Origin of the sequence: Paenibacillus bouchesdurhonensis (assembly GCF_900155685.1) — a bacterium.
Lineage (GTDB): Bacteria > Bacillota > Bacilli > Paenibacillales > Paenibacillaceae > Fontibacillus > Fontibacillus bouchesdurhonensis.
Genome location: NZ_LT732548.1, coordinates 519,337 through 542,659 on the forward strand (window position 1 = coordinate 519,337; position 23,323 = coordinate 542,659).

The window sequence follows — 23,323 nt, forward strand, 5'->3', positions numbered from 1 at the left end:
CATGGAACACATTGACGATTACGAATTGTTCGACAAGGACTTTGCGGAATTTGTTCGCCGGGGACGGGAAGCATTTGGATTTGATGCGGAAGAAGTAGCCCAGGACACAAGTCGGAGCTGGGATGAACGGATAAGAGCTACAGCAGAGATATTGCATAAAGAGAGGGGTGCGGAAATTGCCTACAGGTTACAGGATGGAAACACAGTTCGTATCCCGAAGGAAAATTTACTTAGCCTGTGAAGAACTAAATTTTGTTTGGGACAGGACGGAGGTTAGCAATTTCCGCAACATGTGGGATGACGGGAAAAGTATACGCCAAATAGCCGAGGTCTTAGGTCGAGACCCAGACGAGGTTTTGATACTGGCAATAGATCAATCGAAGCGTGATCTGATACAACCACGAGACGGCGGATTACTAGGAAGAATGGCGTAAAGGGAGGGCGAGGACATGAACCGTTGTAAGATGCCGAAGTGCAGAGGGGTTGCAACGAAAACATGGGCGATGATGGGTTTGTGTAAACAGTGTCATGCGGATATCAAGAAAGAAACGAACTTATTCTATAGCGGAAAGATTCTGGCAAATGATCGGGTTTTTCATAAGAAATTGCAGATGGCAAAAGGGGAGAGGATTGTATGACACGTTTTGTAGGGATAGACCCGAGTACAAATACCGGGGTTGTGGAGTTAGATGCACTAGGCAACGTTATTCGCGAGGAAGAGATCACACTCGAAACCGGAATGCACTCGACAGTAGCTGAGATAAGGAAATACGGAAAAGAGATAGTTAACTATTTAGAGCAAGATAGCCTAGTTTGCGTGGAAGGCTTCTCCTTCAACTCCAAAGGGCAAGCGGTTAGCACGCAATACGGAATCGGATATGCGATTAGGTTTGCATTGATCGAGCGTGGGATGGTTTGGATCGAGCCAACACCGAGCCAAGTCAAAAAGTATGCAACGGGCAAAGGGAATGCTCACAAAAGCGAGATGATTTTACCCTTGTATAAACGGTGGGGATACGAGCATAAGTCAGACAACGTGCGAGACGCATTTATTTTAGCTCAGATCGCACGGGCGGTGCGAATGGACACAGCAGATACTAAACAGCAGAAAGAGGTTGTAAAAGCCATCCTAGAGCCTCAGGAAACGAAAGAAAAATCGAAGAAATCTAAGAAGGCGGTGTAAAGCATGCAGATGGTTATAAGATTTCTCGTTTGCTTGGGTTTAGCCTTAATACCAGTAAGTTTCTACATGTTCGTGTTGGGCGTGTTTTTGAATAAGGAATCGGCGGTGATTGCTGGGATGAATGTAGTAATTGGAATTATGTCAATTGCTCTCATTCCAATGTACAAGGCAGAGGCGAAGAACATCTGGCGAAATATCAAACGTAACTTTTGGAAAGGGAGATAAACATGGACATTGTAAAACTATACAACATGCAAAGAGAACTAGACGAGAGGATTATAAAGCAACACGGGCTGGAAGGGCAGGACTTATTGCCGCAAAAGATTCTAGCGTTGCAAGTGGAGCTAGGAGAATGCGCAAATGAATGGCGAGGTTTCAAGTATTGGAGTAAAGACCAGCAGCCGCGATATATAAAAAATTCAATTGCATTCGCCAATCCCGGAGGTCCATTTGAATACACAACCTACCCACTCCTAGAAGAATACATTGATTGCCTACACTTCATTTTGTCGATTGGCATTGAAATTGGAATCGATATTTATGAATTCGGATTTGTAGCAGTGGTGGACGCAACAACTACCGATACATTTCTCTCAGTTTTTGAAAAGATAAGCGAATTTTCTTACACCCCTGACTCTTGGAATTATGAGGGGATGTTCAATAGCTTCGCTGGACTTGGTAAAATGCTTGGCTTCACTTGGGAACAGATCGAAGAGGCATACATGAGCAAAAATTCGGAAAATCATAGGAGGCAAGACAATGGGTATTGAGAGGCCAATATATATATGTCAATGCGGTTGCGATGAGGAAATACCTTATTCACCAAGACATCAATATCCATCAAAAAAGCCTAAATATAAAGTCGGTCATTTTCATCGTAATAAGTTTTTTCTAAATCGAAATACAATCGAAAATGAATACAAAAAGGCTGGAAGTGGGGCGAAGTTGGCGGAGAAATATGGTATTACTCCAGTCGCAGTTTACAACATGCTGAGGAAAATAAAAGCTTCAACCATACCTAAGGAAGAGCTTGCTGAACCAAAACAAAGGACAGGTAGGTATTGGGAATTGAAATGTCTTGATTTTTTGGAAGGGGCCGAGGATTTTTCAGGAATGGACTGGCGATCTCCATTCGATTTGATATTTAACGGATATAGAGTGAATGTAAAAGTCTCTAACCCAGTAAATCAAGGAAAAACATGGACATTTAATACAAGATCAAAACAACAGATAGATTACTTTTTGTGTATTGGGCTTAACGAAAGTGGAGAAGTCGAAAAGTTGTATTGGATACCATCTGACAAGGCGAAAAAACAAACAACTATCAGACGTGGTTCAAAAACCAAATATGACGAATATGCAACAACATTTGAATTATTAAACCACAAACGCCAAGACACAGGATATTAATAACACGCCGTCTGAGCGCCAAGAACGCTGATTCTAGCGACTTACAGATCGAATGAGTATAAATGGAAGGGTAGAGACTTAGAGGGGCTTAAACAAGCTCCCAGGACGCGCGCAAATGTAAAGCTGAGTTTTCGGGGAAGAATAGGAGGTTGAAAAAGATGGATAAAGAGACTATTCATGTCGGGTTATACGGTGGAAAAGGGTTGTTCGGGGGCAAAGAAAAGCCGCTGGAAGCCAGTGTCATACATTGCGATAAACACAGCAAATGCTCTTATTACAATAATAATCAATGTCTAAGAGTGCGGAGCTTCGGCGGTATGGGGTGTAAATTCGGACGAAATACGACTCATACGGGGTATACCAGCCGAGCGAGGAAATACGGAGAATTCAAGGCTCAATGGCAGGGTCATGAATGCTATGGAAAATTGAATTATCCACCTAGAAAGTTGGGTTTGGTCAATGGTTATGTGGTATTTCCTTACCCTCATATCAAGATTTCAGAAGAGGAAGGATATGAGGTTGAATCTCCTTTTCTATTCGCAAGTGACGGAGCATTTATACAAGAACGGTATTTCACGGTGGAACTGATTCGGAAGATATGCCTGTTTAGACCACAAGCGGTTTTTGGTGGAGAAATAACAGATTATCAAAACAAGATTGTTCCCTTGTTTCTCTCGCACCTGAAGGAAGTTATGCCGGTAAGGTATCAAGAATATATCCAAACTTATCCTAGCGAGGAGCAAAGCATTAGTTATGTGGGAAGAAGGGCGAAATTGAAAACCGTAGCACCATCCAAGGTTAATTATGAATCTTCGCAATACCCACAGTTCAACGAGGCGTGGAATTGGGACGGGGAACGATTGATATATGAATCAGGCAATCTAAGTGGATTCAAAGTGATAAAAGATTACACCATTGAAACTTTAAGCATCATTCCAGGCGATCAGTCCATTATCACCATTACGAGCAATGATCAAGTAACGGATAAAACTGTATTTGTTGATTAAGGAGGACTGAGCATGTTAGGTAAAGCAAGTGAAATCAAAATATCAGACGCTCTCAAAGGCGCTGGATCGGTAAGAGGATGGATAAATGATCATCCAACGGCAATGGTCGAAGATATTAAAGTAGCTGCTACAGAGGACGGAGATTATTTTTACATCATTTTCAAGGAGGCTAAAGAGGATGAATAAGCGGCAGCGGAAGAAAGTGCGAAAAAAGGCTGCAATTCAACATTACAAGGAATCAGGAGAAGACTTACTCCATTGCGAACAGTGCGGAAAAAAACTTGATGTGCTGAATGAATATCACTGGAAATGGGGTACATGTGGCAGTTATTGCTACGGGAAATTAGTAGGAGTCTATTACTAGGAGGGATACCCATGAGTAACCATATAGACCGGATACAAGAAGTTAAAGACTTAACAGAATATGCAGAAAGAAATACATGCAGCGCAACAATGGTTCCGACAGAAGCGTTAAGAGCGCTCCTATCCGAATATAAACGACTACAAACGATCATAGAGACACAAGGTAAATTGATTGAATCATATCAGCGGATTGAGATGGACATGGAAAGCGATCACGTACAACTGTTGGAGCTCATAAAAAGGAATGAGTTATGCACACACATGAGAAAGACAGAAACTTATAAACTCGTTGATTCTGCTTTATCCCACCTGAAAGGGGAATAAACAACAGAGAGGGGAGAGAAGAACGTGAGCGTCGTATCTCCACTGATTTGGTTTGGTGGAAAGGGGAAGCAAGCCGAGCGCATCATTAACAAAATGCCAGCTCATAAGGTTTATATTGAACCGTTCGGCGGAGCTGCGCACGTGATTTCCCAAAAGCCAAGAATCAACCACGAAGTGTACAACGACATAGACGGGATTGTTGTGAACTTCATTATGCAAAGCATAGAGAATACGGAAAGATTGATTGAAAAATGCGCTGCGCTTCCTTATAGCAGAGAGCTTTATGAGAAGTGGCGGCGCGAGGAGCTCCCTTCGGATCCGTTAGAAAAGGCAGTCCGATTCTTTTATCTCAACCGCTCGGCCATCTCGAAAGGAAACGCGGAACAAGTGCCGCGGACAGGATGGAGACATTCAACAACATCAAGTCAAAATCCATCAAAGGGGTATGCGAACGCTTGCCAACGAATAAGGGAATTCGCTGAAAGAATGAAAGGCGTAATGATTGAACGATTGGACTTTAGAACAATAATCGAGAAATACGACTCAGAAGAAGCGCTGTTCTATGTGGATCCTCCATACGTTGGGCGTGAAAAATTCTATGCTGGTGGTTTCGCTCTAAATGATCACTATGAACTAGGTGAGATGTTGAATAAATGCAAAGCGAAAGTGATTGTCTCGTATTACGAGGATCCGATCATCCATGAGTTGTATGGGAATTGGAATATCGAGCGTCACGAAGCATTCAAACAGGCTGTAGGCGATCAAAATGTAGGCGGCAAGGCAGAGGAGCTTTTGATTATGAATTTTGACAATGGCCAGCTAACTCTATTTTAGAGGGGAGAGGTAAAGAAATGAAAAGACAACCAAAGTATAAGAAATCAGGATTAAAACCCGGCGATCAAGTGGTGATGCACACCTGTTATGAATCGCGGAAAGAAAAATACAAGGATAAGGTATGGACGGTAGAATCTGAGCCTTGGGATTTGTGCGGATCGGAAGTAGTGCGTCTGGATGGTTTTAGTGGTGGTTTCGCTACGGAATATCTCAAAAAGGTTAGAGGGGAGAGGTGAAAAGGATGTCTGAAAAAGGAAGCTATGCACATGTAGGATTACCGGGGTTAGGTCAGTTATTTGCTTATGTAGAGGGGAAGCCGCTGGAGGAAGAAAAACGCGATTTAGAAGCGGATTTGAAGGTACTGACAATCATACCTAAAGATCCGAGGGGGCCCGTTAACATGGTGCATGACGTTGTAGCTCCTCATGCGCTCCGTAGAGCCATTGAAGCAGAGCGGCAGCTTACCGAGAAGGACGCAATCATACAGCGTGAATACGCTTTGAAGCACGAGGCATACAACAATATAACTCGCGCACATGAAACGATGGCGGACAATGCAGAAGAAATCGCCAATCTACGTAAAGCGCTAGAAATACAACAGAACTATCTCATGGAATTAAGAGACGTTACACCTTACGAGCTATATCAAGAGCAGATAACGAATGTTTTAAATGAGTCTAACGCTGCTTTAGGGGAAGGGGATAAGGAATGAACTATTACATTCTTAGTCTTAAGTGGTCAGAAGGAAAAGGCGAGTACGTTTGGTGGCGTCCAGATAACAGCGGATACACCAACAACTTAAATCAGGCTGGGATCTACAGCGAAGAAACGATAAAGGCAATGCCGCATTACTACAAAAATACCTCAACCTATCCAATTCCAGTTGAGACGGTGGAAAAGATGATCATAAGCAAGGTTGTTCCTACGCTAGACGACAATTGGAGCTTGATGGGGATCGATCTAGGGGCACTACAACATTATTGAGGGAAGGTGATAAGGAATGAAAGAAGGAGATCGCGTTGTACTGAATGCCGACATAGACTGCTTCCACATGTTCCCCAAGAAGTACACCGACCCCGACCAAATAACTTTACCATCCGGTTCAATTGGCACGGTTACATCCGCTTATTCTAGCGGAGGTGGAATTGTACAGATGGATGCAGGAAAGAAGATATTCTCATTAAATTTAAGCGGATCTTTTAGCCCCTATACGGCTATAGAAGGGGAGACACAATAAGTAAAGGGGATGAAAATATGAAAGAATATCTTAAACCATGCCCGTTTTGCGGCGGAGAAGCGAAATTTGGTGTAACTGATCACGAAGGAAATGATAGAGATGATGAATACGAAAACGATCCGTGGTCAGGGCTGGCATTCCGTATCCTCCACATTCACGAAGAAAATGAAGGTTGCCCAATAGCTAACTATGAAATCGACGGGGCTGCAATAGGCGTGTATCTGTACGATAGCCGAAAGGAAGCTGCTGAAGCTTGGAATAAACGACAAGGGTAATGTCACCTTACGGCCTCGGGGCCAATAAACCAAAGGGAGAGATAAAATGTATGGCAAAAGAATTGATTTGGTCGGAAGAGAGCGATTTTGTATATGGCAGAGCAGTAGAATTTGAGAACAAAGAAGACTTTATCAATACAGTTAAAGATCAGTACGAAGACGGAGAATGTGAAGTGGCTGACGTTAAAATTCAGCCTTGTGTCTGGACTGAAAGGACTATACCTAAAGAGTGTCTCGTAACTCTTTCTTCAGCATATGCAGTAATTGAAAACTACTACACGGCATCTGTAAGCGATATAGAGTAAAACAGCCGAAGGCCCTCGACTCGACCGCAATACCCAGCGAAGCGGGGGCCGATAATGGTGCATTTACTTTAGGAGGACAACCAATCTATGAAGATCCTGAATATATCAGTGAAGAATGCGAAGTGATAGGCACACGCTTTGACAATCCAGAGCTATTAGGGGAGGTAAGAATATGAACGAGCTGTTAGAAGAAGGTGTGTGTCCTGTATGCGGCGGCGATATAAAACACTGGAATCAAGGGATATATGAATGCCAGGATTGCGGCGCAATGATTCCGGACGATGACGAAGATGATGAGTAGGGGAGGTAAGAGAGTAATGAGAGTGACAGTAGATCGTCAATGTAATTGCCATAACTGTTTTAGATTCTCGCATTATGTGATTGAAATATCGTATGGAACTAGCGGCTGTTTTTATCTATGTGCCAGATGTGCTGACGCGCTAAAGGACGAGTTGAAAGAGATTAGGGAGGAATAGAGAGTAATGGATAAAAGAGAGTGTTTGGAATGCATACATGCCGCTTCGAACGATAATGACGAAATGGTTTGTATGGTCGATGAAAAACATGTAATTGTTGCAGACGATTACTGCTGTGACAGCTTTAAGGAGGTATCCCATGACTGAGGTTAGAGACTGGCATAAGGATAAAGAACTGGTCAAAGAGTACGGAAACAGCGACATGCCATACAACCTAACGGAGTTTGCTAAAATGCTTCCCTATTATCTCCAACAATACGGCGTTGAATTAAGGGGCAGAAAGAGATGGGCAGCAGTCGCGAAAGGACTTAATGATGATCTAAGCGCAGCAGAAGCCCGGGAAAAGAAACTACGTGAAGCGATAGAAGAGGCAATCAACGAAAAATCGCAATGGGGTGATGCGGAGAATGCGCTAGACGTTGTGACAAGACATTTGTCTAAAACGTTGACATCCCTTTATCCAGAGAAGGAAGGACCTGAGATCATATCCTCCATAGAAGGGAAATTAACTCCTGATAAGGCGCGGATCATCAACGCTGCAATCAATGCGGCATTTGAGGAGGATGAATCATGACACGTGAAGAGATCGAAGCCAAATGGGAAGGCATGACACCGCGCGAACGTGATGCCTGGATTGCTACGGATGTAATGGGATACGAGAGAGTCAGGGGAAATGACTCATATGTGCGAAAAAACAACATGGCAAGTTTCCCTAAAATGTACAGTTCCGACATATCCGCAGCATGGGAAGTGGAGGCGCGTATTCTTGAAACATACCGACTTTCATATGCGATGTCATTAGCGGAAGTAGTAAGCGGAAAAAGGGTGAATCTCCCTGATGAACTTGATGACTTTATAACAGAATGTTCAGATAACTTGCTTGCACTTATCCACGCAACCCCGGCGCAACGTTGTAAGGCTGCTTTATTAGCTGTATTGGAGGGATAGATATATGAGATGTGTAGATTGTGGAATGAAAGAAGCGCCTCACGAACAGGAGTTATGCGACGAATGCTATGAAAACAACAACACAGATACAGTGATATATAAAATACCGTGGCAGAAATACGATCCAGAGAATCCGCCAGAGTTGGGGAAGACGTTTCTGGTGTGCATAGGATCAAAAACGATGGAGGCGGAGTTACGAGTATCATTTAACGGCAGGTTGCTTTGGTGGACAGATCACGGTTTTGATGACACAGTGTCGCATTACGCACCTATTAACCTACCAGGGGAGGAATAAACATGGCTCAATGGTGGAGAGAGGTAAAAATACCAAACGAAACGCCGGAGCAGCGAGAGAGAGCGCTGCGTGAAGCTTTAGAGGAGATATGGATACAAGGTAAAGACCGTGGCACATCATCTATACCGTGGCGTATGGCTTACAAGGCAGAAAAAACATTAAAACTACTTTACGGGGAAAAACCATATGAAAATATCAGCTAAATCGTATTGGGTGTGGACGGAGAAGGCCGAGAAGGAGAATCCGCAACGTTCCCGAGCGGGCGAGATGATTCGGCCTCACTATGCCAAGGAAGCGCCGAAAGAATGGCTAGAACAGGGTCTAATCGTGGACAAGTCCGAATATGCAGCAGAGGGGCAAGTGGAGCTGTTTGATTTATTGGAGGAGGTGTAAGAGAGTGAGACGAGGATTAAATAGGCATTTACGTATACAGTCGGTTGTTAATTTTTCATATGTCGTTAATGGAGAATTGAGAACTGGACGAATGTCAGCAGCTGTGACAGGATCGGTAACACAAAGAACTTACAAAATCCTACAAGATGCTATTGCTGAACACGCTGATATAAGAGGTGTTGTTGTATCATCTATCATTCCGATTGTTTAGCGATATGTAGTATAATACAAGTAAATGACCAGAAAAATGACTGTTGTATCAATAAACATGTAAAAAAGTACAAACGGGGGTGAGACGATGGGAGCAAAACAACTCACAATGGGTATTTACGAGGTAGATGAAAAGGCAACAACAGCGGCGGTGGAAGAATACTTAAATGACGCAAGAGAGTACAGCATAACCGAGTTTGTCCCAATCGAGCCGACAACGACAGCAGAATACAGCGACATGCCAAGGGGCTACACAGGCACTACAAGTGATCAAACAGGCGACATAGCAATATACAACACAGACGAGCAGGAGCGGCGCAAGAGGCACATAGAACGGGTAGAGAGAGCGGTTAGTAGACTACCGCAGCGGCAACAGAAGTTAATACGCACTAAGTACCTGGAGGCGGACGGGGAAGAAAAGTGGGATTACGAAATAGCAGATGAAATAGGATACAGTTACAGGCACTATAAGCGCATCAAATCCTTTGCGATATACCGCTTAGCTACATCGTTAAGGCTAATTAAGCTGAAAGAATAAAAATGGCCCTTTTTTGTCAGTACCAAGTCAGTTTTTATGAAATTAACCATGGTACAATGATAGTGTGGGAGATTGACCAAAGGACACCGATAGGGCATGAATGCCCTGGATACCCGCATGGACGGTAAAAGGATTCGGTGCAAAGTTCCTTATCATTTCCCAGCACGATTGATTATGTAAAATCCGATATGTAGTGTGCAAACTCATTCGGGAGGTGTAATCAATCAATTAATAGCTACACGCAGCAGTTGAAATAGTAACTTGTGTAGTGTGGCTAACAAGCCCGAAGCCCGGATGGTACGACAGGAGCGCGTATTGTCCGGTGTGGGGCACATACGGTGATAACGTGACTAGGCTTACCTGGGCACGATTCACATATAAGCCAAGAGAGGACGAAACAGAACGCCCTTGTATATGGGCAGGGAGTTAAATTCCGCAGCACCAGAGTGATAATCCAGAAAGCGATATACGGCGAGTATGGGAAGGATCGTGGGGTTCACGGTCGGCGCGGCTCCTGGGAGGAAAGGTTCTGCCTTGAGGCTCATTCGTTATCGATGTGGTGGCGGAATGGTAGACGCAACAAGGAACACAGTGGATAGTACGTTGAGTCAGTCATTTGGCTGGTAGCGTGAGTACAAATCTATCCGTGCAGGTTCGAATCCTGCCCACATCATTAATTCTAACCTTTTTTCTTGGCCGCTCCTTTGGGGGCGGTAATTTTGTTTCTTCGGAGGTGGTTAATATCGATAAAAAGCAGCTTACGAAAAAACTAGAGCGCTATCACGCTTACAAGTTTGCAAACAGTCCTATAGCTAGTCTAATAGAGCAGGCGATAGATACTTTAACCGATGAAGAGGAACAAGTGGTTAAATTAGCCTACATGAGTAAAAAACGCTGGTACGAATGGGAAATAGCTGGCGAACTGGGTGTGAGCGATAGAACCGCGAGAAGGATAAAGGCGAGTGCCTTAAACAAATTAATCATAGCCTTATCTGAACGCCTAGAGGAGGTTGAGAGCGCGTGATGGGACTTGAACATGCGATATTAAACCAAATGCCTTGGTATCACAAACTATGGTTTATACCTGGGGTATTGATTGGTTTAATCGTGCTTACATTATGGGAATTCATTAAATCAAAGTTGAATGTCATTCGAGGTGGTGTTTGAATGTGTACCCACGGAACAACCCGACTTGTTAAGTTAAAAAAACGTCGATCGGTCTCCGGAAGTTTGTCCGTACCGGTGGATGATTGCATTGCAGATGAGATTCAATCTTTAAACGATAACGGCGTTATTACTTTGGGGTGTTGTTGCGGGCATGGTCAAGCTGGTAAAATCATTGAGTGGACGAATGAAGTTGGCAAATGGAAAGGATATGAGTCTCCGCCTCATGCGCTAGTTGACCAGAAGAGTATAGAAAAATGCAAGGAGCTGGGATATCGCCCGTTCCCCTATTATTATGCAGATGGAAGTCAAAATGGAGTATGGCAAATACAATTAAAAACTGGGTGTTTAACTCCTGAAGATGTAGTTATGTGGGAATTGGGTGGTCGCCAATAAGGCGGCTTTTTTATTTTATATGAGAGGGTGAAGGTGATGAAAAAACCAACAGTACTTCCGCCACCAGGACACCAGCCAAAAGGAGAAGCGGAAAAGGAAGAAACGGTGTCAAGCTACGCCGCAGAATGGTGTGGAATGGTTATCTTTATGTGCATTGCTGTATTAGCTGTAGCGGGAACGTATAAGCTCCTGACGATGATGTTCTAACAATAGTAATTAACATGGGGTGATAAGGTTGGTTGATATTATAGCTGGTGCGATGTTTTCCATGAATGTGGCCGCTTTAGTCTTTTTAGCCTACAACAAGCATCAAGGATAAAGATGGACGCGATGGCTCTTAAACGATTCTGTTCCAAGTCTGGATGCAAGAGACTGACAGAGGGAAGGTACTGCTCAGAACACAAGGATTTTGTAGCAGAGGATAAGGCAACGCGCAATAGAATGTATGACCAACACATAAGAGACCAAGACGCAAAGAAGTTCTATAACTCCAAAGAGTGGAAGGCAGCAAGGGTAGAGAGACTACGTAAGGACAAGGGACTATGTCAGCAGTGCTTAAGAGAACGCCGCATCAAGACAGCAGACATGGTACACCATAAGAAGCCCATAAGAGAGTATTGGGAGCTGCGCCTTGTTGTGGCGTACATGGAAAGCTTGTGTAATAGGTGCCATACTAAGATTGATCATAGCAAACTTTAACCAACAACGCTTTACAGCGGTAAAGCATGAAATCAAAATAGGGTAAAAATAGAGTAGAAAAAAATGGAAAATAGAGGGAGGGGGAGGGGCAAAAAGTTTTCGAAGGGCAACCCGAAGACCGCGTCCCCCCTTTTTTCACGCATAAATTCGTTTTTTGAATTTTTCAATGACTTTTTAGGAGGTGAACCCTGTGGGAAGGAACGCAAAACCAGTGTCTCTGCAACTTGCGCAGGGGAATCCAAACCGACTCACAAAGGAAGAAATCGCAGCTAGGTTGGAAAGTGAAGTTAAGCTTGGGAAGACAGAACTAGATCGCTTGAAACCCCCGTCATTCGTGAAAGATGACACTATAGCCTTCGCGTATTGGAAACAGTTTCTGAAAGAATATAGAGAGGCTGCCAAACAAGGGATTGAATTGTTGACGAGTTCTGATGTCAGCATGTTGGCACTTTATTGTAAGACATATTCTGAGTATGAAAGACTGTTAAAATCGTACCAAACTATCGATAAAATCGCTTATAACAGCGTTGAATTGGATGAATATATCGAGGAAAGTGAAGAGTTTAATACCCGTGTTAAAAAGCAATTGAGGGCGATGGTTGCCGTAGATGGATTGCTGAGAATAGAAACAGCCATCAACAAAAAGATGGACATGCTCATCAAAATGCAGGATCGTTTATTCCTGAACCCACTTGCTAAAGTGAAGAACGTACCTAAACCTAAGAAGGAAGAAAAACCACCAAGCAAGTTTAGTAAGTTCGGTGGTGGACGCATTGGATAATTATCCTTTAAACGTCTTAGATTACGATGATAGAGTTACTAGGTACGCTCTTGATGTGGTAAACGGACGACTGAATAGACGTGTAGGGCAATCTGAAATACAAGCCTGTCAAAGACATTTGAATGATCTCGAAAGGCAGGGTTCTGATGATTTTCCTTATGTATGGAATCCGACAGCGGGACATGAATTAATTGAGTTTGCAGAAAGTCTGACATTAGCAGAAGGTGAAGAACCTAAACCATTAACTCTATGGGGATTTCAAGATTTTATATTTGGATCGTGGCATGGTTGGAGAACGCTTGATGGTTATAGGCGGTTCCGCACTTCATATGTACAAGTTGCTAGGCAGAATGGTAAGTCTATTGGAAATGCAATACCGGCTAAATACTATGGTAATTTTGACGAGTATCAGTACCCGCAGGTTTACTGTACAGCTACAAAAGAGTTACAAGCTAGGATTGTTCTAAAAGAGTGTATTAAGTTCATAGATGCAGATCCTGAACTGAGTGGTAGTAAATACGAAGAAGGGCTATTCACAGTAAAAGAATATGCAGGAAAGATCGAATGTAACCTTTCAAAAGGTGAAATAAGAGCCCTTGGTCGTGACACTAAGTCGATAGACGGCTTTAGACCATACTTTGCCAGCGTCGACGAATATCACTTGCATAAGGATAACCAGATGTACAAGCTCCTGTCGGACGGTACGAAGAAGCTCAAGCAGTGTCTTATATCCGTTATTACAACGGCTGGATTTGATCTTAATGGGCCCTGTTACGAGCTATATCAATACTGCAAAAAGATACTTGCAGGAGTGGTTGTTGACGAGACTCAGTTCGTGTTCATCTGTGAACTTGATAGGGAAGACGATCTATGGGATGAGGACAACTGGGGCAAGGCTAATCCGCTTTGGACTGACCAAACATTAATCAGCCTTCGTACTGATGCTATCAAAGCAAAGGAAATGCAAGGCGCTGAGCTGCGAAACTTTATGACCAAGTCGCTTAATGAGTGGGTGCAGTTCGCAGATGATCAGTACATGAATCTTGAACATTGGAAGAATTGCGAATCCGACATGACACTAGAAGATGTTCGAGGTCAAGATTGCTATTTAGGGCTTGATTTATCGAGTGGCGGTGACCTTACATCCGGGGTATTGGAGTTCCCGTTAACTATTGATGGGGAAAGAAAATACTTCATTCATTCACATAGTTTCATCCCGGTGAAGCGAGTAGTTGAGCACGTTAGGACAGACCATGCCCCTTACGACATGTGGATCAGGGCTGGACTGTTAACGCCCACGGAAACAATGGGCGGCGTAAAAACAGACTACAAATATATTCTCAGTTACTTCAAAGGACTTATAGACGAATACGATCTACAACTCAAAGGCATCGCTTATGACCCTCATAATGCGGATGCTTTTTTATCTGACTTGGATGAAACGTTTGGTGTTGATTGCATCGAGATAAAACAAAGCGCGCGCAGTCTGAATGATGCCACTGTCGATTTTAAGTTGGAAGTCGAAGCTGGAAACGTGATCTATAACAAGGGCGAAAAACTTCTGTCGTGGAGTATAGCGAACGCTAAGACGGAAAGTAACAGTTTCGGAGAAATTAAGATCGTGAAGGGCGAACCCGGAAAACGAATCGACCCTGTGGATGCTGTTATTGATGCGCACAAGCTTACTTTAAGTATGGTGGAAAGTGAAGTTGATGTTTCGGAATTTGCTGAATCTGATTTCTTAGACAAACTTTGGGGGTGAGGATTTGAGAAACATTATTTATTTACTACGGGATTTTGCGGAAGACATTTTCATCCTTGCTGGGATGGCGTTAATTAACGTGGCGACATTCCAACTTCATCAAACGGCTGGCATGTACTCTTTAGGAGTGACATTAGCCGTCATTGGGTTAACCATTGCTCGGCAGCCGCCAAAAAAGGAGTGATGGATATAAATGCTTTTCAGACGAGCAGTAAAAACCGAAAAGAGAGAGCGCGAGGTTCTAGAACTCAATGTAGATGAGAGGCGCTTACTTGAGGTTCTTGGTGTTGATCCTGACGGTATCAATGTTAAAGGAAAGAATGCCCTCAAAATCGACACTGTATATGCATGTATTAGAATTCTGTCTGAGTCTGTCGCAAAACTACCGATCAAGGTATACCAGGAAGACGAAAACGGGGTGCAGCGATCAGCGAAGCATCCTGTGCATCAATTGCTTAAACTGCGACCAAACCCATATATGAGCGCTTATGATTTCTGGAAGTGTATTGAAGCTCAAAATGATTTATATGGAAATGCTTATGCGTCGATTGAGTTTAATCGAAAAGGTCAAATCGTGGGTTTATGGCCGATGGATACTAATCTAGTCAAGATAGTAGTAGATGATGATACGGCGGCTAGTGGGCTTGTTACAAACCGTTCTAACGTGGCATATCAAGTTAACCTTGGATATGAACAGCGGAAATTAACACCACATGAAGTTCTTCACTTTAAAGGTGGAGTAACACTTGATGGAATCGTGGGTTTATCACCCTTGGACTACCTTAAGGGGACGCTTGAAAATGGAGGCGCTGCGAGTCAATTTGTCAATAAATTTTTCAAGCAGGGTCTACAAGCACGTGGTATTGTGCAGTACGTTGGTGATCTAGACGAGAAAGCGAAGAAAAACTTCCGGGATAAATTCGAATCTATGGCTAGCGGACTAAACAATGCTCACCGCGTGGCTCTCTTGCCGATTGGGTACCAGTATCAACAAATCGCACTAAACCTAGTGGATGCACAGTTTTTAGAGAACACACAACTAACAATTCGTCAGATTGCAGCGGCCTATGGGGTTAAAATGCATCAGTTAAACGACCTGTCCAGGGCTACGTATGCCAATGTGACGGAAACGCAAAGGGAATTTTACACGGATACCTTGCAACCCAAATTGACTGGTTACGAGCAGGAGTTAACTTGGAAGTTGTTTCTGAACGAAGAAATCGACGCTGGGGTGTTTATACGGTTTAATGTCGATGCAATCCTTCGGGCTGACCTTAAGACTCGATACGAGGCATACCGCATGGGAGTCCAAGGAGGATTTATTACACCCAATGAGTCGCGTGCGCTTGAGAATCTTCCACCTAAGGAAGGAGGCGACCAGCTTCTTGTAAACGGAAGCTACGTTCCAATTACACAAGCTGGAGCTGCTTATAAGAAAGGGGGTGATGGAACTGGACAAGGAGAAGAGGATGACGGATCAGAAGGAAGTTCGGGCGCTTCCGATAACTTTGGAAGTGAGGAATAGCGAAGGTGAAGAGGGGAAGCGAACCATCACTGGGGCGATTAAATATAGCACGGAAAGTGCTGAGATGCGAGATTATTGGGGCGATTCATTCATCGAGACGATTGACAAAGAGGCTTTCAAGGATAGTTTGGCCGCTCGAAACGTTGTGGGGTTGTGGAGTCATGACACTGCACAGGTGCTAGGAAACACAAAATCAGGAACCCTTCGTTTGACCAATATGGAAAACGAATTACGTTTTGAACTTGATATCCCAAATACAACCGTAGGAAACGATGCTTGGGAGCTTATCCAGCGAGGCGATGTTGATGGAGTTAGTTTCGGGATGAAAGTAACCAAGGATAAGTGGTCAAGCGAGAAGCGAGAAAATGATCGCCTATACAAACGCAACATCTTAAGCGCCGAACTATACGAAATAAGCCCCGTTGCCTTCCCTGCGTATCCTGCGAACGAAGTAGCAACTAGATCGTTAGCTGAATTTAAAGAGTCGGAAAAGCGATCAGCGGATGAACAACAATTAAAAGAAAAGTTACTTATTGAGCTTGACCTAATTGGTTAGGCTCTTTTTATTTCCCAAAAATTATATGAGGTGATCAAATGACTAAGGAATTACGTGCACTCTTGCAAAAACTTGAAGGGGCAAAAGGAGAAGTAAGAACGCTTTTGGCCGAAGATAAGACGGCAGAAGCTAAGGATAAAATGGATGAAGTTCGTTCGCTGCAGACGAAAGTTGATTTGCAACGCGAGTTGGAGGAGACAGAAGCGCGGGGGCTTGGCGGAAAAGAGTTGAACGATGTAGGTAATATCGAAGAACGTGACATGAAAGAACTGGAACAGGAATATACAGGTTTGGTGTTGCGTGGCATACGGCGAAGAAAAGTATCAGAAGAACAACGCAGCGTTATTGCCGAATACGAGAAACGAGCATTGATGAATGAAGGTGGGACAGTACCAGCTATCACTGACGGTGATGTAGGTATCCTTGTGCCGCAAGATATTCAAACAAAAATTAATGCGTTAATGCGTGCGCACGGCGACCTTGCTCAATACGTAAATATCCAAAATGTAACCACGCTTTCGGGTACGCGTGTCCTAGAAAAAGACGAAGACATGACACCTTTGGCGGACGTGGACGAGTACGGCATCATTCAGGAAACGGACAACCCGAAATTCACACCAGTAAGTTACAAAGTAAAAAAGCGTGCTGGTTATTTGCCGCTTACCAACGAATTGTTGGCTGACAATGATGTGAATCTGTGGGATTACGTCGTGAACTGGATGGCGAGAAAAGCAGCGTTTACCCGCAACTATCACATTATTAACCTATTACGAACGCTACCGCCGCAAACGCTGGCGGACGTTAAAGCAATTAATACTGTGTTAAATGTAGGACTTGACCCAGCGATCAGCTTAACATCTATGTTGTTGACAAATCAGGATGGATTTAATTGGCTGGATAACCAAGAAGACGGAAACGGCAAACCTATTTTGCAAGAGGATATTACAAAGCCCGGGCGCAAACTATTCAAAGGGCGACCAATTGAGGTTGTGCCGAATCGCTTGCTTGCAACAACAGGCGATCAAGCACCTTTGGTAATCGGTAATATGAATCAATTTGAAGTACTGTTCAATCGCCGCTTCTTCGAATTGGCATCTACTCGCGAGGGCGGGGATGCGTGGAGACGAGACACGACTGAAATGCGCTTGCTGATGCGTGATGATCATGTGAAGTGGGACGACAAGGCGGTTGTATTTGGTCAGATTGATCTAACGCCAACGCCATAATTTGAGGAATTAGGAGGCCGAGAAATCGGCCTCTTTTAATATTCGGAGGTGATACCTATGGCGATTGTCATTCAAGCATTTAGAGAGCGTTTTGAAAACTATAAGCGCTATGAAATCGGCGATGAATATCCAGAGACCAATAAAGAGCGCGTAAAATATCTAGCAAAATTAGGGTTTATAGAAGTCGTAGGAAAGCCGAAGCGCGTAAAGAAAGGCGCTGATGCAAATGGCGATACTGACGCTTGAAGAAACAAAGATGTGGCTGCGAGTTGACGATGACGAGGATGACATTGTCGAAATCCTTAAAGGTGCGGCGGAAACATACTTACACAATGCTGTGGACGTAGAGTTCGACGGCACCAACCAACTTGCAAAGCTATATTGCCTTGTCTTGTGCGCCGATTGGTACGAAAACCGAGATCTAATAGGCCAGCAACCATCGGAAAAGGTAAGGTTCACAGTTCAATCCATTATGACGCAATTACAAAACGCCTACGATCCTACAGATACGGGGTGATTTAAATGAGTTATAAGTTACTAGTAAATCGCCTTGATAAGCGTGTGGAGTTCCTGCGCCCACCAGGAGTGGATGATGTGGACGAATACGGCGAACCGTTGGATGATCTAATACCCGTTTGCACTACATGGGCGGCAATAGAACCGTTAAGAGGCCAAGACAGGTACGCTGCGAAACAAGAAAATGCAGAGGTAACAACGAGAATACGCATTCGTTACAGGAAAGACGTTGATCGAACGATGTTTGCACAGTACCAGGATCAAACATTTGAAATACTTTACATCATACATCCGCATCTAGCTAAAAAAGAATTACAACTCATGTGTAAGGAGCGTCAGTGATGGCTAGAGGGACTAAGATCGAAGGAATGAAAGAGCTTCAAGCGATGTTTAAGAAGCTTGAGAGAGTTCCTCAGACCGTAGCGACAAAGTCGGCTAGAGCTGGCGCCACAATCGCATTAAGAGCAGCTAGAGCGAACGCTCCAGTTGATGAAGGTAACCTAAAATCAGGGATGATCCTAAAGCGAGAACGTAGAGTGAAGCCTGGGAAAGCTGTTTATGATGTCATGATGGATCCAGCCAAGAATGATATTTTTGTTAAAACCACAGCGGACGGCAAGAGATACTATTACCCCGCGTCACAAGAGTATGGTTTTCTCACGGCTGATGGTGGATATATACCGGGTTATCGCTATCTTCGTAAATCCATAACAGATAACGTAGATACCATCGAAAAGAAAGTCATAGATACAGCCAAAGTTACAGTAGAAAAGATTTTGAGGGGGTGATGGAGTGGATTTTGAAGCCGCGCTGACAATGGAGCTTAAAACAGTCCCCGAGGTTGAGAACAGGGTTTATCCACTCACCGCTCCAGAAAAAACAACTAGCCCCTATATCATCTACACATCATCTGATGGTTTGAGGGTAAACACCGTTACAAACGGTTACCTTCCTGACAAATCAGTTGAAGGAGAAATCAACATAATCGCTCCTAGGTATTCTACCATGAAGCAAATAACTAGCCAGGTGATTGATTTGCTAGTTAGCATGAGTCAACGAGAAATCGGAACGGGCGGCCCTTATATCAATGAAATGATCTATGAAAAGCCAGTTGAACTATACGAAGCGCAAGTAAATCTCTATAGATGCTTAATAGACTACAAAGCACATTTTAAGGAGTGATCAAATTGACACAAAGAGCACTAGGAACGAAGTTAAAAATCGGTGATGCAGCATCGGCAGTACCTATCGGATTCCTGACCTCTATTTCTTCCCCGTCTATGTCCCAGGAGACAATTGACGTAACGACCTTGGACAGCGATGGTGAATACCGTGAGTTTATCGGCGGGTTTAAGGATGGCGGCGAGGTATCCGCATCAGGTTTCTTTAACCCGGACGACCCTGGACAAGCGGCTGTATATGATGCATTAGAAAACAGTACAACTGAGGACTTTACAATAGAGTTTCCAGCAGAGATGGGAGCTAAGTGGATATTTAAGGGCGTTGTAACTGCTTATCAAACCTCGGCAGAGTTGGAGGATGCTATTAGTTTTGAAATAACAATTAAAGTATCTGGAAAGCCTGTTTTGGAAATTACACCAACACCATAACAAAGTCGGGATATGATCCCCGGCTTATTTTGATAGGAGGACTTTAATTTGAGCACAGATAAAAACGATGTTGTAATTGTTGAGCTTGATCGACCGCGAGAACTGCGTTTTGGACATAAAGCGCTTAAGAAGATGTCCGCGCTAATGGGAAAAAGCGTAGAGGATATCGGCGGGGATGAATTGAATCTGGAGGAAATTGAAAAAGTCTTTTTCTACGGTTTGTCCAAGGATGCCAGCGACAACGGGGAAACACTCACACTTGAAATGATGGAGGATATCCTCGATCATGCACCTTCATACCCATATCTAATGCAGAAAATGAATGAAGCTTTTGCTGTTGCTTTCGGCGGAATGGGTGACGAGGGAAACCAGCAGTAGCCGGAGAAGAATCCGGCACAAAATCAAAATTTGATTGGCAGGAATCTAAAAAGGCGGCGTTTGCAGTCGGATTGTCGCTTAGTGAATACGACGAGTTGACGCCGCATGAACTTAATTTACACATACAGGCATACAACGAGAAATTAACGAGAGAGAGCAAGGAAAGAATAACTGCTGCTTATTTGGTTGCCGGGTGGAGCAGAACGAAGAAACTTCCAGACTTAAAGAAGATTCTTGGAGAAGATAAGCGAAACAATCAAACGGATAAGCAAATGTTACAAACAATCAGAATGCTAAACGCTGCCTTTGGTGGTGTTGTCAGGAAAGACGGTTAACAGCCGTCTTTTTTTGTTGTGTGCAAGGGGGTGAGTAGATGGCAGTAGTAAAAAACCTAATGGTGCGCGCGGGAGCCGATTTTTCCTCGATGCGCAAGGAAATGCAGAAGGCACAAAAAAGCCTGGATGCATTTAAATCAAACGTTTCAATTGCAGTTAAGGGCATTGTAGCGGCACTAGCAACTATTGGTGTTGGCGGAGCTATAAAGGATGCCACGAAGGATGCTATGCAGTTTGAAGCAGCTATAACACAGATAAACCGCACTTTGGGGAGTAGCGCCGGGGCTTTCAGGAAGTGGTCAAAGGAAAACGCTTCTGCTTTAGGTATGAGTCAGTTGGAAATGGCAAAGTATGGCGCTATTTATTCCAACCTCCTAAGTTCGTTCACTGGCGGCATGGAAGAGACTGCCCAAAAAACACAAGATCTCTTGAAAGCTTCGGCGGTGGTCGCGGCAGCTACAGGGCGAACCATGGAAGACACCATGGAACGTATCCGCTCCGGTTTGCTAGGTAACACAGAGGCAATTGAAGACCTTGGGATAAACGTTAACGTTGCCATGATCGAGTCTACGAAAGCATTCCAACAATTTGCGAACGGTAAGAGCTGGCAACAACTCAATTTCCAAACCCAGCAACAAATTAGGCTTATGGCGATCCTGGAGCAAGCTAATGTGAAGTATGGCGACACAATAGCCAGTACCACAATCGCAAGACAAAACCAATTTATAGCCCAACTAAAAAACGTCAAGTTGGCACTTGGTCAAGCCTTTTTGCCAATCTACAATGCTGTGCTCCCTGCCTTAATACGTATGGCAACAGCGCTAGCAACGGTCATGAACTATATAGCACAATTTACAACTGCCTTGTTCGGTGGGTCTGTTAAGACTCAGCAAGCGCAGTCGAAAGCCACAAACGCGCAAGCATCGGCAGTGGCTGGATTAGGCGATGAATACAAGAAGGCTGGTAAGAGCGCTGAAAAGGCGGGGAAGAAGGCTAAAGGTGCTATAGGTTCCTTTGACCAGCTCAACCTAGTCGGCGGCACTGATTCTGGAGGTAAGAAATCCAAGGATGATGACGACGGAATAGGTGACATTGGCGGGGCTGGAGGAGGGTTATTCGGTGATCTGACTGATGGCATGATCGATGTCTCCCAAGAAGCGCAGACGATGGCCAATAGGGTGAGGGATGCTTTTTCCAATACCTTCAATTCATTAAAATCGAATTGGCAAAATCTAATGCGTTCGCTCTACCCATCTTTACAGCAAGCATGGAGTCAAATCCAACCCGAGTTAGAGGCTTGGAAATTGCAATTTGGAAAGATGTTTACCGACATCCTATCTCTTGGTGAACCCCTGAAAAACTGGACTTTGACAGGATTGATTCCAAATTTAAGGCAAGGCATTGAGTTGGCTGGTCATGTATTAGCCGGTCTATCGGAAAGCTTTAGATCGGTAGTGGGCAGTTTGTGGGAGTTTGCGTTCCCTATCCTGGATAAATTCGTGCAAGAAGGTTTGCCGCGCCTATCTGAATTTGCCGATGGCGTCATGAGTATATTTAGAGGCTTGTTTGATCTCGCAAAACAGATTTTCGATGACATCTGGAAAGATGCCGTTGACCCTGCAATGCAATTTGTTTCGAAAATAATCAGGGATACGCTAGACATCATCTTTAAATGGTGGGATGACTGGGGCGGAAAAATAATTGATGGGTTAAAAAGGGCTCTCGATAACATCAAGCAGCTCTGGAATAACCTTTGGGTTAACTTTTTGGAGCCGTTTGTGAAAAACATGCTTGAAATGTTGCAGTGGCTTTGGGATAAGCACCTTAAAGACCTAATCGCAGAAATCGGCAATTTCATCGGCAAACTAATAACAGCCGCTACGGACATTTACAATGAGTTTATCATGCCAATCGTCAATTGGTTGGTAAAAACTCTTGGCCCTACTTGGGCAAACATGGCATCGTTTATCGGTGATGTTATCGGTACCGCGCTTGGGGTTATATCTGATGTGGCAAAGGGCATCATCAAATCTCTTGGCGGCATTGTGGATTTTGTTGCTGGCGTGTTTACAGGTGACTGGAAACGTGCCTGGAACGGCATCCAGGACTTTATGGGCGGTTTCTCCGACGCTCTGGTCGGCATCTTTAAAGGCGCGGTCAATTTGATTATTGACGCACTTAATTACATGATTAGACAGGTCAACAAAGTTAAGATCGACGTACCGGAATGGGTGCCGGGGATTGGTGGGGAGACATTAGGTTTTACTGTCCCTGAGATTCCTAAACTCGCAAAAGGCGCACTTGCGTTCGGGCCGACTCTAGCAGTCGTCGGAGATAACAAAGGAGCTGCTGCTGATCCAGAGGTAATTGCCCCACTTTCGAAACTCCAAGATTATATGGATGGTGGTGGAGATAATCCACAAACACTATCGGCACTTAATGCCATCCTATCTGCTATTAAATCCGGTCAAAACATAAACGTCACTATCAGTCAAAGGGATGTAGCTCGTGCTGCAATCAACGGAATCAATGACGAAACACGAAGAACGGGAGTCATACCAATCACGGTATAGGAGG

General features: G+C 44.0%; 41 protein-coding genes and 1 tRNA gene. All 42 read left to right on the forward strand.

Annotation, left to right across the window (positions count from 1 at the left end; genetic code table 11):
• Position 1: 1 nt before the first annotated feature.
• Entirely contained in the window at positions 2-241 is a 240-nt protein-coding gene (locus CZ379_RS06545) for a hypothetical protein (protein WP_110930925.1), read from the forward strand.
• Between the two features lie 208 nt (positions 242-449).
• Positions 450-638 (forward strand): hypothetical protein, encoded by a 189-nt coding sequence (locus CZ379_RS06550; RefSeq protein WP_110930926.1) that lies wholly within the window; start codon positions 450-452, stop codon positions 636-638.
• On the forward strand, positions 635-1,183 hold the full coding sequence (locus CZ379_RS06555; protein WP_110930927.1) for a RuvC family protein: 549 nt from the start codon (positions 635-637) through the stop codon (positions 1,181-1,183). The genes CZ379_RS06550 and CZ379_RS06555 overlap by 4 nt, the downstream gene beginning before the upstream one ends.
• Positions 1,184-1,410: 227 nt before the next feature.
• Positions 1,411-1,953 carry a dUTP diphosphatase gene (locus tag CZ379_RS06565; RefSeq protein ID WP_110930929.1) on the forward strand — a complete coding sequence of 181 codons (543 nt, stop codon included), beginning with the start codon at positions 1,411-1,413 and terminating at the stop codon, positions 1,951-1,953.
• Entirely contained in the window at positions 1,943-2,593 is a 651-nt protein-coding gene (locus tag CZ379_RS06570) for a hypothetical protein (RefSeq protein WP_110930930.1), read from the forward strand. The genes CZ379_RS06565 and CZ379_RS06570 overlap by 11 nt, the downstream gene beginning before the upstream one ends.
• Positions 2,594-2,751: 158 nt before the next feature.
• On the forward strand, positions 2,752-3,600 hold the full coding sequence (locus CZ379_RS06575; protein ID WP_110930931.1) for a hypothetical protein: 849 nt from the start codon (positions 2,752-2,754) through the stop codon (positions 3,598-3,600).
• A 12-nt stretch (positions 3,601-3,612) separates the two neighbouring features.
• The gene (locus tag CZ379_RS25985; protein WP_199925499.1) at positions 3,613-3,786 is read left to right on the forward strand and encodes a hypothetical protein; all 174 of its coding nucleotides are present in this window, start codon (positions 3,613-3,615) and stop codon (positions 3,784-3,786) included.
• A complete protein-coding gene (locus CZ379_RS06580) occupies positions 3,779-3,964 on the forward strand; it encodes a protein NinF (RefSeq protein WP_110930932.1) in 186 nt (61 codons plus the stop codon). Before CZ379_RS25985 ends, CZ379_RS06580 begins: the two co-directional genes overlap by 8 nt.
• An 11-nt stretch (positions 3,965-3,975) precedes the next feature.
• Positions 3,976-4,287, forward strand: a complete 312-nt coding sequence (locus CZ379_RS06585; RefSeq protein WP_110930933.1) for a hypothetical protein — start codon at positions 3,976-3,978, stop codon at positions 4,285-4,287.
• A gap of 24 nt (positions 4,288-4,311) precedes the next feature.
• Positions 4,312-5,121 (forward strand): DNA adenine methylase, encoded by an 810-nt coding sequence (locus CZ379_RS06590; RefSeq protein ID WP_234404842.1) that lies wholly within the window; start codon positions 4,312-4,314, stop codon positions 5,119-5,121.
• 17 nt (positions 5,122-5,138) lie between these two features.
• Positions 5,139-5,357, forward strand: coding sequence for a hypothetical protein (locus CZ379_RS06595; RefSeq protein ID WP_110930934.1), 219 nt, complete (start codon positions 5,139-5,141; stop codon positions 5,355-5,357).
• A gap of 5 nt (positions 5,358-5,362) precedes the next feature.
• Positions 5,363-5,833 (forward strand): hypothetical protein, encoded by a 471-nt coding sequence (locus tag CZ379_RS06600; RefSeq protein ID WP_110930935.1) that lies wholly within the window; start codon positions 5,363-5,365, stop codon positions 5,831-5,833.
• Positions 5,830-6,105, forward strand: a complete 276-nt coding sequence (locus CZ379_RS06605) for a hypothetical protein (protein WP_110930936.1) — start codon at positions 5,830-5,832, stop codon at positions 6,103-6,105. Before CZ379_RS06600 ends, CZ379_RS06605 begins: the two co-directional genes overlap by 4 nt.
• A gap of 16 nt (positions 6,106-6,121) precedes the next feature.
• Positions 6,122-6,358 carry a hypothetical protein gene (locus tag CZ379_RS06610; RefSeq protein WP_110930937.1) on the forward strand — a complete coding sequence of 79 codons (237 nt, stop codon included), beginning with the start codon at positions 6,122-6,124 and terminating at the stop codon, positions 6,356-6,358.
• Between the two features lie 17 nt (positions 6,359-6,375).
• Complete coding sequence (locus tag CZ379_RS06615) at positions 6,376-6,633, forward strand: Lar family restriction alleviation protein (protein ID WP_110930938.1); 258 nt, start codon at positions 6,376-6,378, stop codon at positions 6,631-6,633.
• A gap of 50 nt (positions 6,634-6,683) precedes the next feature.
• Positions 6,684-6,938, forward strand: a complete 255-nt coding sequence (locus tag CZ379_RS06620) for a hypothetical protein (RefSeq protein ID WP_110929726.1) — start codon at positions 6,684-6,686, stop codon at positions 6,936-6,938.
• 172 nt (positions 6,939-7,110) lie between these two features.
• A complete protein-coding gene (locus tag CZ379_RS26930; RefSeq protein WP_267890458.1) occupies positions 7,111-7,239 on the forward strand; it encodes a hypothetical protein in 129 nt (42 codons plus the stop codon).
• 181 nt (positions 7,240-7,420) lie between these two features.
• Positions 7,421-7,561: a hypothetical protein gene (locus CZ379_RS25990; RefSeq protein WP_199925500.1), complete on the forward strand. Its 141-nt coding sequence runs from the start codon at positions 7,421-7,423 to the stop codon at positions 7,559-7,561.
• The gene (locus CZ379_RS06625; protein WP_110930940.1) at positions 7,554-7,988 is read left to right on the forward strand and encodes a hypothetical protein; all 435 of its coding nucleotides are present in this window, start codon (positions 7,554-7,556) and stop codon (positions 7,986-7,988) included. Before CZ379_RS25990 ends, CZ379_RS06625 begins: the two co-directional genes overlap by 8 nt.
• On the forward strand, positions 7,985-8,362 hold the full coding sequence (locus tag CZ379_RS06630) for a BC1872 family protein (RefSeq protein WP_110930941.1): 378 nt from the start codon (positions 7,985-7,987) through the stop codon (positions 8,360-8,362). The genes CZ379_RS06625 and CZ379_RS06630 overlap by 4 nt, the downstream gene beginning before the upstream one ends.
• Before the next feature lie 297 nt (positions 8,363-8,659).
• Positions 8,660-8,860, forward strand: a complete 201-nt coding sequence (locus CZ379_RS06640; protein WP_110930943.1) for a hypothetical protein — start codon at positions 8,660-8,662, stop codon at positions 8,858-8,860.
• Complete coding sequence (locus CZ379_RS06645; protein ID WP_110930944.1) at positions 8,844-9,050, forward strand: hypothetical protein; 207 nt, start codon at positions 8,844-8,846, stop codon at positions 9,048-9,050. The genes CZ379_RS06640 and CZ379_RS06645 overlap by 17 nt, the downstream gene beginning before the upstream one ends.
• Positions 9,051-9,348: 298 nt before the next feature.
• Positions 9,349-9,798, forward strand: coding sequence for an ArpU family phage packaging/lysis transcriptional regulator (locus CZ379_RS06650; protein WP_234404843.1), 450 nt, complete (start codon positions 9,349-9,351; stop codon positions 9,796-9,798).
• Between the two features lie 553 nt (positions 9,799-10,351).
• A tRNA-OTHER gene (locus CZ379_RS25995) sits at positions 10,352-10,471 on the forward strand.
• Positions 10,427-10,822, forward strand: coding sequence for a sigma factor-like helix-turn-helix DNA-binding protein (locus CZ379_RS06655; RefSeq protein WP_199925501.1), 396 nt, complete (start codon positions 10,427-10,429; stop codon positions 10,820-10,822). The genes CZ379_RS25995 and CZ379_RS06655 overlap by 45 nt, the downstream gene beginning before the upstream one ends.
• A gap of 143 nt (positions 10,823-10,965) precedes the next feature.
• Positions 10,966-11,358, forward strand: a complete 393-nt coding sequence (locus tag CZ379_RS06660) for a hypothetical protein (RefSeq protein ID WP_110930946.1) — start codon at positions 10,966-10,968, stop codon at positions 11,356-11,358.
• Positions 11,359-11,394: 36 nt separating this feature from the next.
• Positions 11,395-11,565, forward strand: coding sequence for a hypothetical protein (locus CZ379_RS26000; protein ID WP_199925502.1), 171 nt, complete (start codon positions 11,395-11,397; stop codon positions 11,563-11,565).
• A gap of 234 nt (positions 11,566-11,799) precedes the next feature.
• Positions 11,800-12,057, forward strand: coding sequence for an HNH endonuclease (locus CZ379_RS27145; protein ID WP_199925503.1), 258 nt, complete (start codon positions 11,800-11,802; stop codon positions 12,055-12,057).
• Positions 12,058-12,247: 190 nt separating this feature from the next.
• Entirely contained in the window at positions 12,248-12,838 is a 591-nt protein-coding gene (locus CZ379_RS06670) for a P27 family phage terminase small subunit (RefSeq protein WP_110930948.1), read from the forward strand.
• Positions 12,831-14,600 (forward strand): terminase large subunit, encoded by a 1,770-nt coding sequence (locus tag CZ379_RS06675; RefSeq protein ID WP_110930949.1) that lies wholly within the window; start codon positions 12,831-12,833, stop codon positions 14,598-14,600. The genes CZ379_RS06670 and CZ379_RS06675 overlap by 8 nt, the downstream gene beginning before the upstream one ends.
• A 4-nt stretch (positions 14,601-14,604) precedes the next feature.
• Positions 14,605-14,784 (forward strand): hypothetical protein, encoded by a 180-nt coding sequence (locus CZ379_RS06680; RefSeq protein ID WP_110930950.1) that lies wholly within the window; start codon positions 14,605-14,607, stop codon positions 14,782-14,784.
• Between the two features lie 9 nt (positions 14,785-14,793).
• Positions 14,794-16,125: a phage portal protein gene (locus CZ379_RS06685; protein ID WP_110930951.1), complete on the forward strand. Its 1,332-nt coding sequence runs from the start codon at positions 14,794-14,796 to the stop codon at positions 16,123-16,125.
• On the forward strand, positions 16,046-16,681 hold the full coding sequence (locus CZ379_RS06690) for an HK97 family phage prohead protease (RefSeq protein WP_110930952.1): 636 nt from the start codon (positions 16,046-16,048) through the stop codon (positions 16,679-16,681). Before CZ379_RS06685 ends, CZ379_RS06690 begins: the two co-directional genes overlap by 80 nt.
• Positions 16,682-16,719: 38 nt before the next feature.
• Entirely contained in the window at positions 16,720-17,907 is a 1,188-nt protein-coding gene (locus CZ379_RS06695; RefSeq protein ID WP_110930953.1) for a phage major capsid protein, read from the forward strand.
• A gap of 57 nt (positions 17,908-17,964) precedes the next feature.
• On the forward strand, positions 17,965-18,153 hold the full coding sequence (locus tag CZ379_RS06700) for a hypothetical protein (RefSeq protein ID WP_110930954.1): 189 nt from the start codon (positions 17,965-17,967) through the stop codon (positions 18,151-18,153).
• Positions 18,134-18,424: a head-tail connector protein gene (locus CZ379_RS06705; protein ID WP_110930955.1), complete on the forward strand. Its 291-nt coding sequence runs from the start codon at positions 18,134-18,136 to the stop codon at positions 18,422-18,424. The genes CZ379_RS06700 and CZ379_RS06705 overlap by 20 nt, the downstream gene beginning before the upstream one ends.
• Before the next feature lie 5 nt (positions 18,425-18,429).
• Positions 18,430-18,765: a phage head closure protein gene (locus CZ379_RS06710; RefSeq protein ID WP_110930956.1), complete on the forward strand. Its 336-nt coding sequence runs from the start codon at positions 18,430-18,432 to the stop codon at positions 18,763-18,765.
• On the forward strand, positions 18,765-19,211 hold the full coding sequence (locus tag CZ379_RS06715) for an HK97 gp10 family phage protein (RefSeq protein ID WP_110930957.1): 447 nt from the start codon (positions 18,765-18,767) through the stop codon (positions 19,209-19,211). Before CZ379_RS06710 ends, CZ379_RS06715 begins: the two co-directional genes overlap by 1 nt.
• 4 nt (positions 19,212-19,215) lie before the next feature.
• Positions 19,216-19,605, forward strand: a complete 390-nt coding sequence (locus CZ379_RS06720; protein WP_110930958.1) for a DUF3168 domain-containing protein — start codon at positions 19,216-19,218, stop codon at positions 19,603-19,605.
• The gene (locus CZ379_RS06725; protein ID WP_110930959.1) at positions 19,602-20,033 is read left to right on the forward strand and encodes a phage tail tube protein; all 432 of its coding nucleotides are present in this window, start codon (positions 19,602-19,604) and stop codon (positions 20,031-20,033) included. Before CZ379_RS06720 ends, CZ379_RS06725 begins: the two co-directional genes overlap by 4 nt.
• A 48-nt stretch (positions 20,034-20,081) precedes the next feature.
• On the forward strand, positions 20,082-20,411 hold the full coding sequence (locus CZ379_RS06730) for a hypothetical protein (protein WP_110930960.1): 330 nt from the start codon (positions 20,082-20,084) through the stop codon (positions 20,409-20,411).
• 373 nt (positions 20,412-20,784) lie between these two features.
• The gene (locus tag CZ379_RS06740) at positions 20,785-23,319 is read left to right on the forward strand and encodes a phage tail protein (protein ID WP_110930962.1); all 2,535 of its coding nucleotides are present in this window, start codon (positions 20,785-20,787) and stop codon (positions 23,317-23,319) included.
• The last annotated feature ends 4 nt before the right edge of the window (positions 23,320-23,323 follow it).

Coding starts and splice junctions, on each gene's coding strand:
- CZ379_RS06640 (WP_110930943.1), top strand. CDS start 8,660: ATGGCTCAATGGTGGAGAGAGGTAAAAATACCAAACGAAACGCCGGAG.
- CZ379_RS06625 (WP_110930940.1), top strand. CDS start 7,554: ATGACTGAGGTTAGAGACTGGCATAAGGATAAAGAACTGGTCAAAGAG.
- CZ379_RS27145 (WP_199925503.1), top strand. CDS start 11,800: ATGTATGACCAACACATAAGAGACCAAGACGCAAAGAAGTTCTATAAC.
- CZ379_RS06650 (WP_234404843.1), top strand. CDS start 9,349: ATGGGAGCAAAACAACTCACAATGGGTATTTACGAGGTAGATGAAAAG.
- CZ379_RS06605 (WP_110930936.1), top strand. CDS start 5,830: ATGAACTATTACATTCTTAGTCTTAAGTGGTCAGAAGGAAAAGGCGAG.
- CZ379_RS06685 (WP_110930951.1), top strand. CDS start 14,794: ATGCTTTTCAGACGAGCAGTAAAAACCGAAAAGAGAGAGCGCGAGGTT.
- CZ379_RS06630 (WP_110930941.1), top strand. CDS start 7,985: ATGACACGTGAAGAGATCGAAGCCAAATGGGAAGGCATGACACCGCGC.
- CZ379_RS26000 (WP_199925502.1), top strand. CDS start 11,395: ATGAAAAAACCAACAGTACTTCCGCCACCAGGACACCAGCCAAAAGGA.
- CZ379_RS06580 (WP_110930932.1), top strand. CDS start 3,779: ATGAATAAGCGGCAGCGGAAGAAAGTGCGAAAAAAGGCTGCAATTCAA.
- CZ379_RS06600 (WP_110930935.1), top strand. CDS start 5,363: ATGTCTGAAAAAGGAAGCTATGCACATGTAGGATTACCGGGGTTAGGT.
- CZ379_RS06700 (WP_110930954.1), top strand. CDS start 17,965: ATGGCGATTGTCATTCAAGCATTTAGAGAGCGTTTTGAAAACTATAAG.
- CZ379_RS06710 (WP_110930956.1), top strand. CDS start 18,430: ATGAGTTATAAGTTACTAGTAAATCGCCTTGATAAGCGTGTGGAGTTC.
- CZ379_RS26930 (WP_267890458.1), top strand. CDS start 7,111: ATGAACGAGCTGTTAGAAGAAGGTGTGTGTCCTGTATGCGGCGGCGAT.
- CZ379_RS06565 (WP_110930929.1), top strand. CDS start 1,411: ATGGACATTGTAAAACTATACAACATGCAAAGAGAACTAGACGAGAGG.
- CZ379_RS25985 (WP_199925499.1), top strand. CDS start 3,613: ATGTTAGGTAAAGCAAGTGAAATCAAAATATCAGACGCTCTCAAAGGC.
- CZ379_RS06740 (WP_110930962.1), top strand. CDS start 20,785: ATGGCAGTAGTAAAAAACCTAATGGTGCGCGCGGGAGCCGATTTTTCC.
- CZ379_RS06610 (WP_110930937.1), top strand. CDS start 6,122: ATGAAAGAAGGAGATCGCGTTGTACTGAATGCCGACATAGACTGCTTC.
- CZ379_RS06645 (WP_110930944.1), top strand. CDS start 8,844: ATGAAAATATCAGCTAAATCGTATTGGGTGTGGACGGAGAAGGCCGAG.
- CZ379_RS06550 (WP_110930926.1), top strand. CDS start 450: ATGAACCGTTGTAAGATGCCGAAGTGCAGAGGGGTTGCAACGAAAACA.
- CZ379_RS06585 (WP_110930933.1), top strand. CDS start 3,976: ATGAGTAACCATATAGACCGGATACAAGAAGTTAAAGACTTAACAGAA.
- CZ379_RS06705 (WP_110930955.1), top strand. CDS start 18,134: ATGGCGATACTGACGCTTGAAGAAACAAAGATGTGGCTGCGAGTTGAC.
- CZ379_RS06715 (WP_110930957.1), top strand. CDS start 18,765: ATGGCTAGAGGGACTAAGATCGAAGGAATGAAAGAGCTTCAAGCGATG.
- CZ379_RS06695 (WP_110930953.1), top strand. CDS start 16,720: ATGACTAAGGAATTACGTGCACTCTTGCAAAAACTTGAAGGGGCAAAA.
- CZ379_RS06575 (WP_110930931.1), top strand. CDS start 2,752: ATGGATAAAGAGACTATTCATGTCGGGTTATACGGTGGAAAAGGGTTG.
- CZ379_RS25990 (WP_199925500.1), top strand. CDS start 7,421: ATGGATAAAAGAGAGTGTTTGGAATGCATACATGCCGCTTCGAACGAT.
- CZ379_RS06595 (WP_110930934.1), top strand. CDS start 5,139: ATGAAAAGACAACCAAAGTATAAGAAATCAGGATTAAAACCCGGCGAT.
- CZ379_RS06620 (WP_110929726.1), top strand. CDS start 6,684: ATGGCAAAAGAATTGATTTGGTCGGAAGAGAGCGATTTTGTATATGGC.
- CZ379_RS06690 (WP_110930952.1), top strand. CDS start 16,046: ATGGAACTGGACAAGGAGAAGAGGATGACGGATCAGAAGGAAGTTCGG.
- CZ379_RS06555 (WP_110930927.1), top strand. CDS start 635: ATGACACGTTTTGTAGGGATAGACCCGAGTACAAATACCGGGGTTGTG.
- CZ379_RS06660 (WP_110930946.1), top strand. CDS start 10,966: ATGTGTACCCACGGAACAACCCGACTTGTTAAGTTAAAAAAACGTCGA.
- CZ379_RS06615 (WP_110930938.1), top strand. CDS start 6,376: ATGAAAGAATATCTTAAACCATGCCCGTTTTGCGGCGGAGAAGCGAAA.
- CZ379_RS06545 (WP_110930925.1), top strand. CDS start 2: ATGGAACACATTGACGATTACGAATTGTTCGACAAGGACTTTGCGGAA.
- CZ379_RS06570 (WP_110930930.1), top strand. CDS start 1,943: ATGGGTATTGAGAGGCCAATATATATATGTCAATGCGGTTGCGATGAG.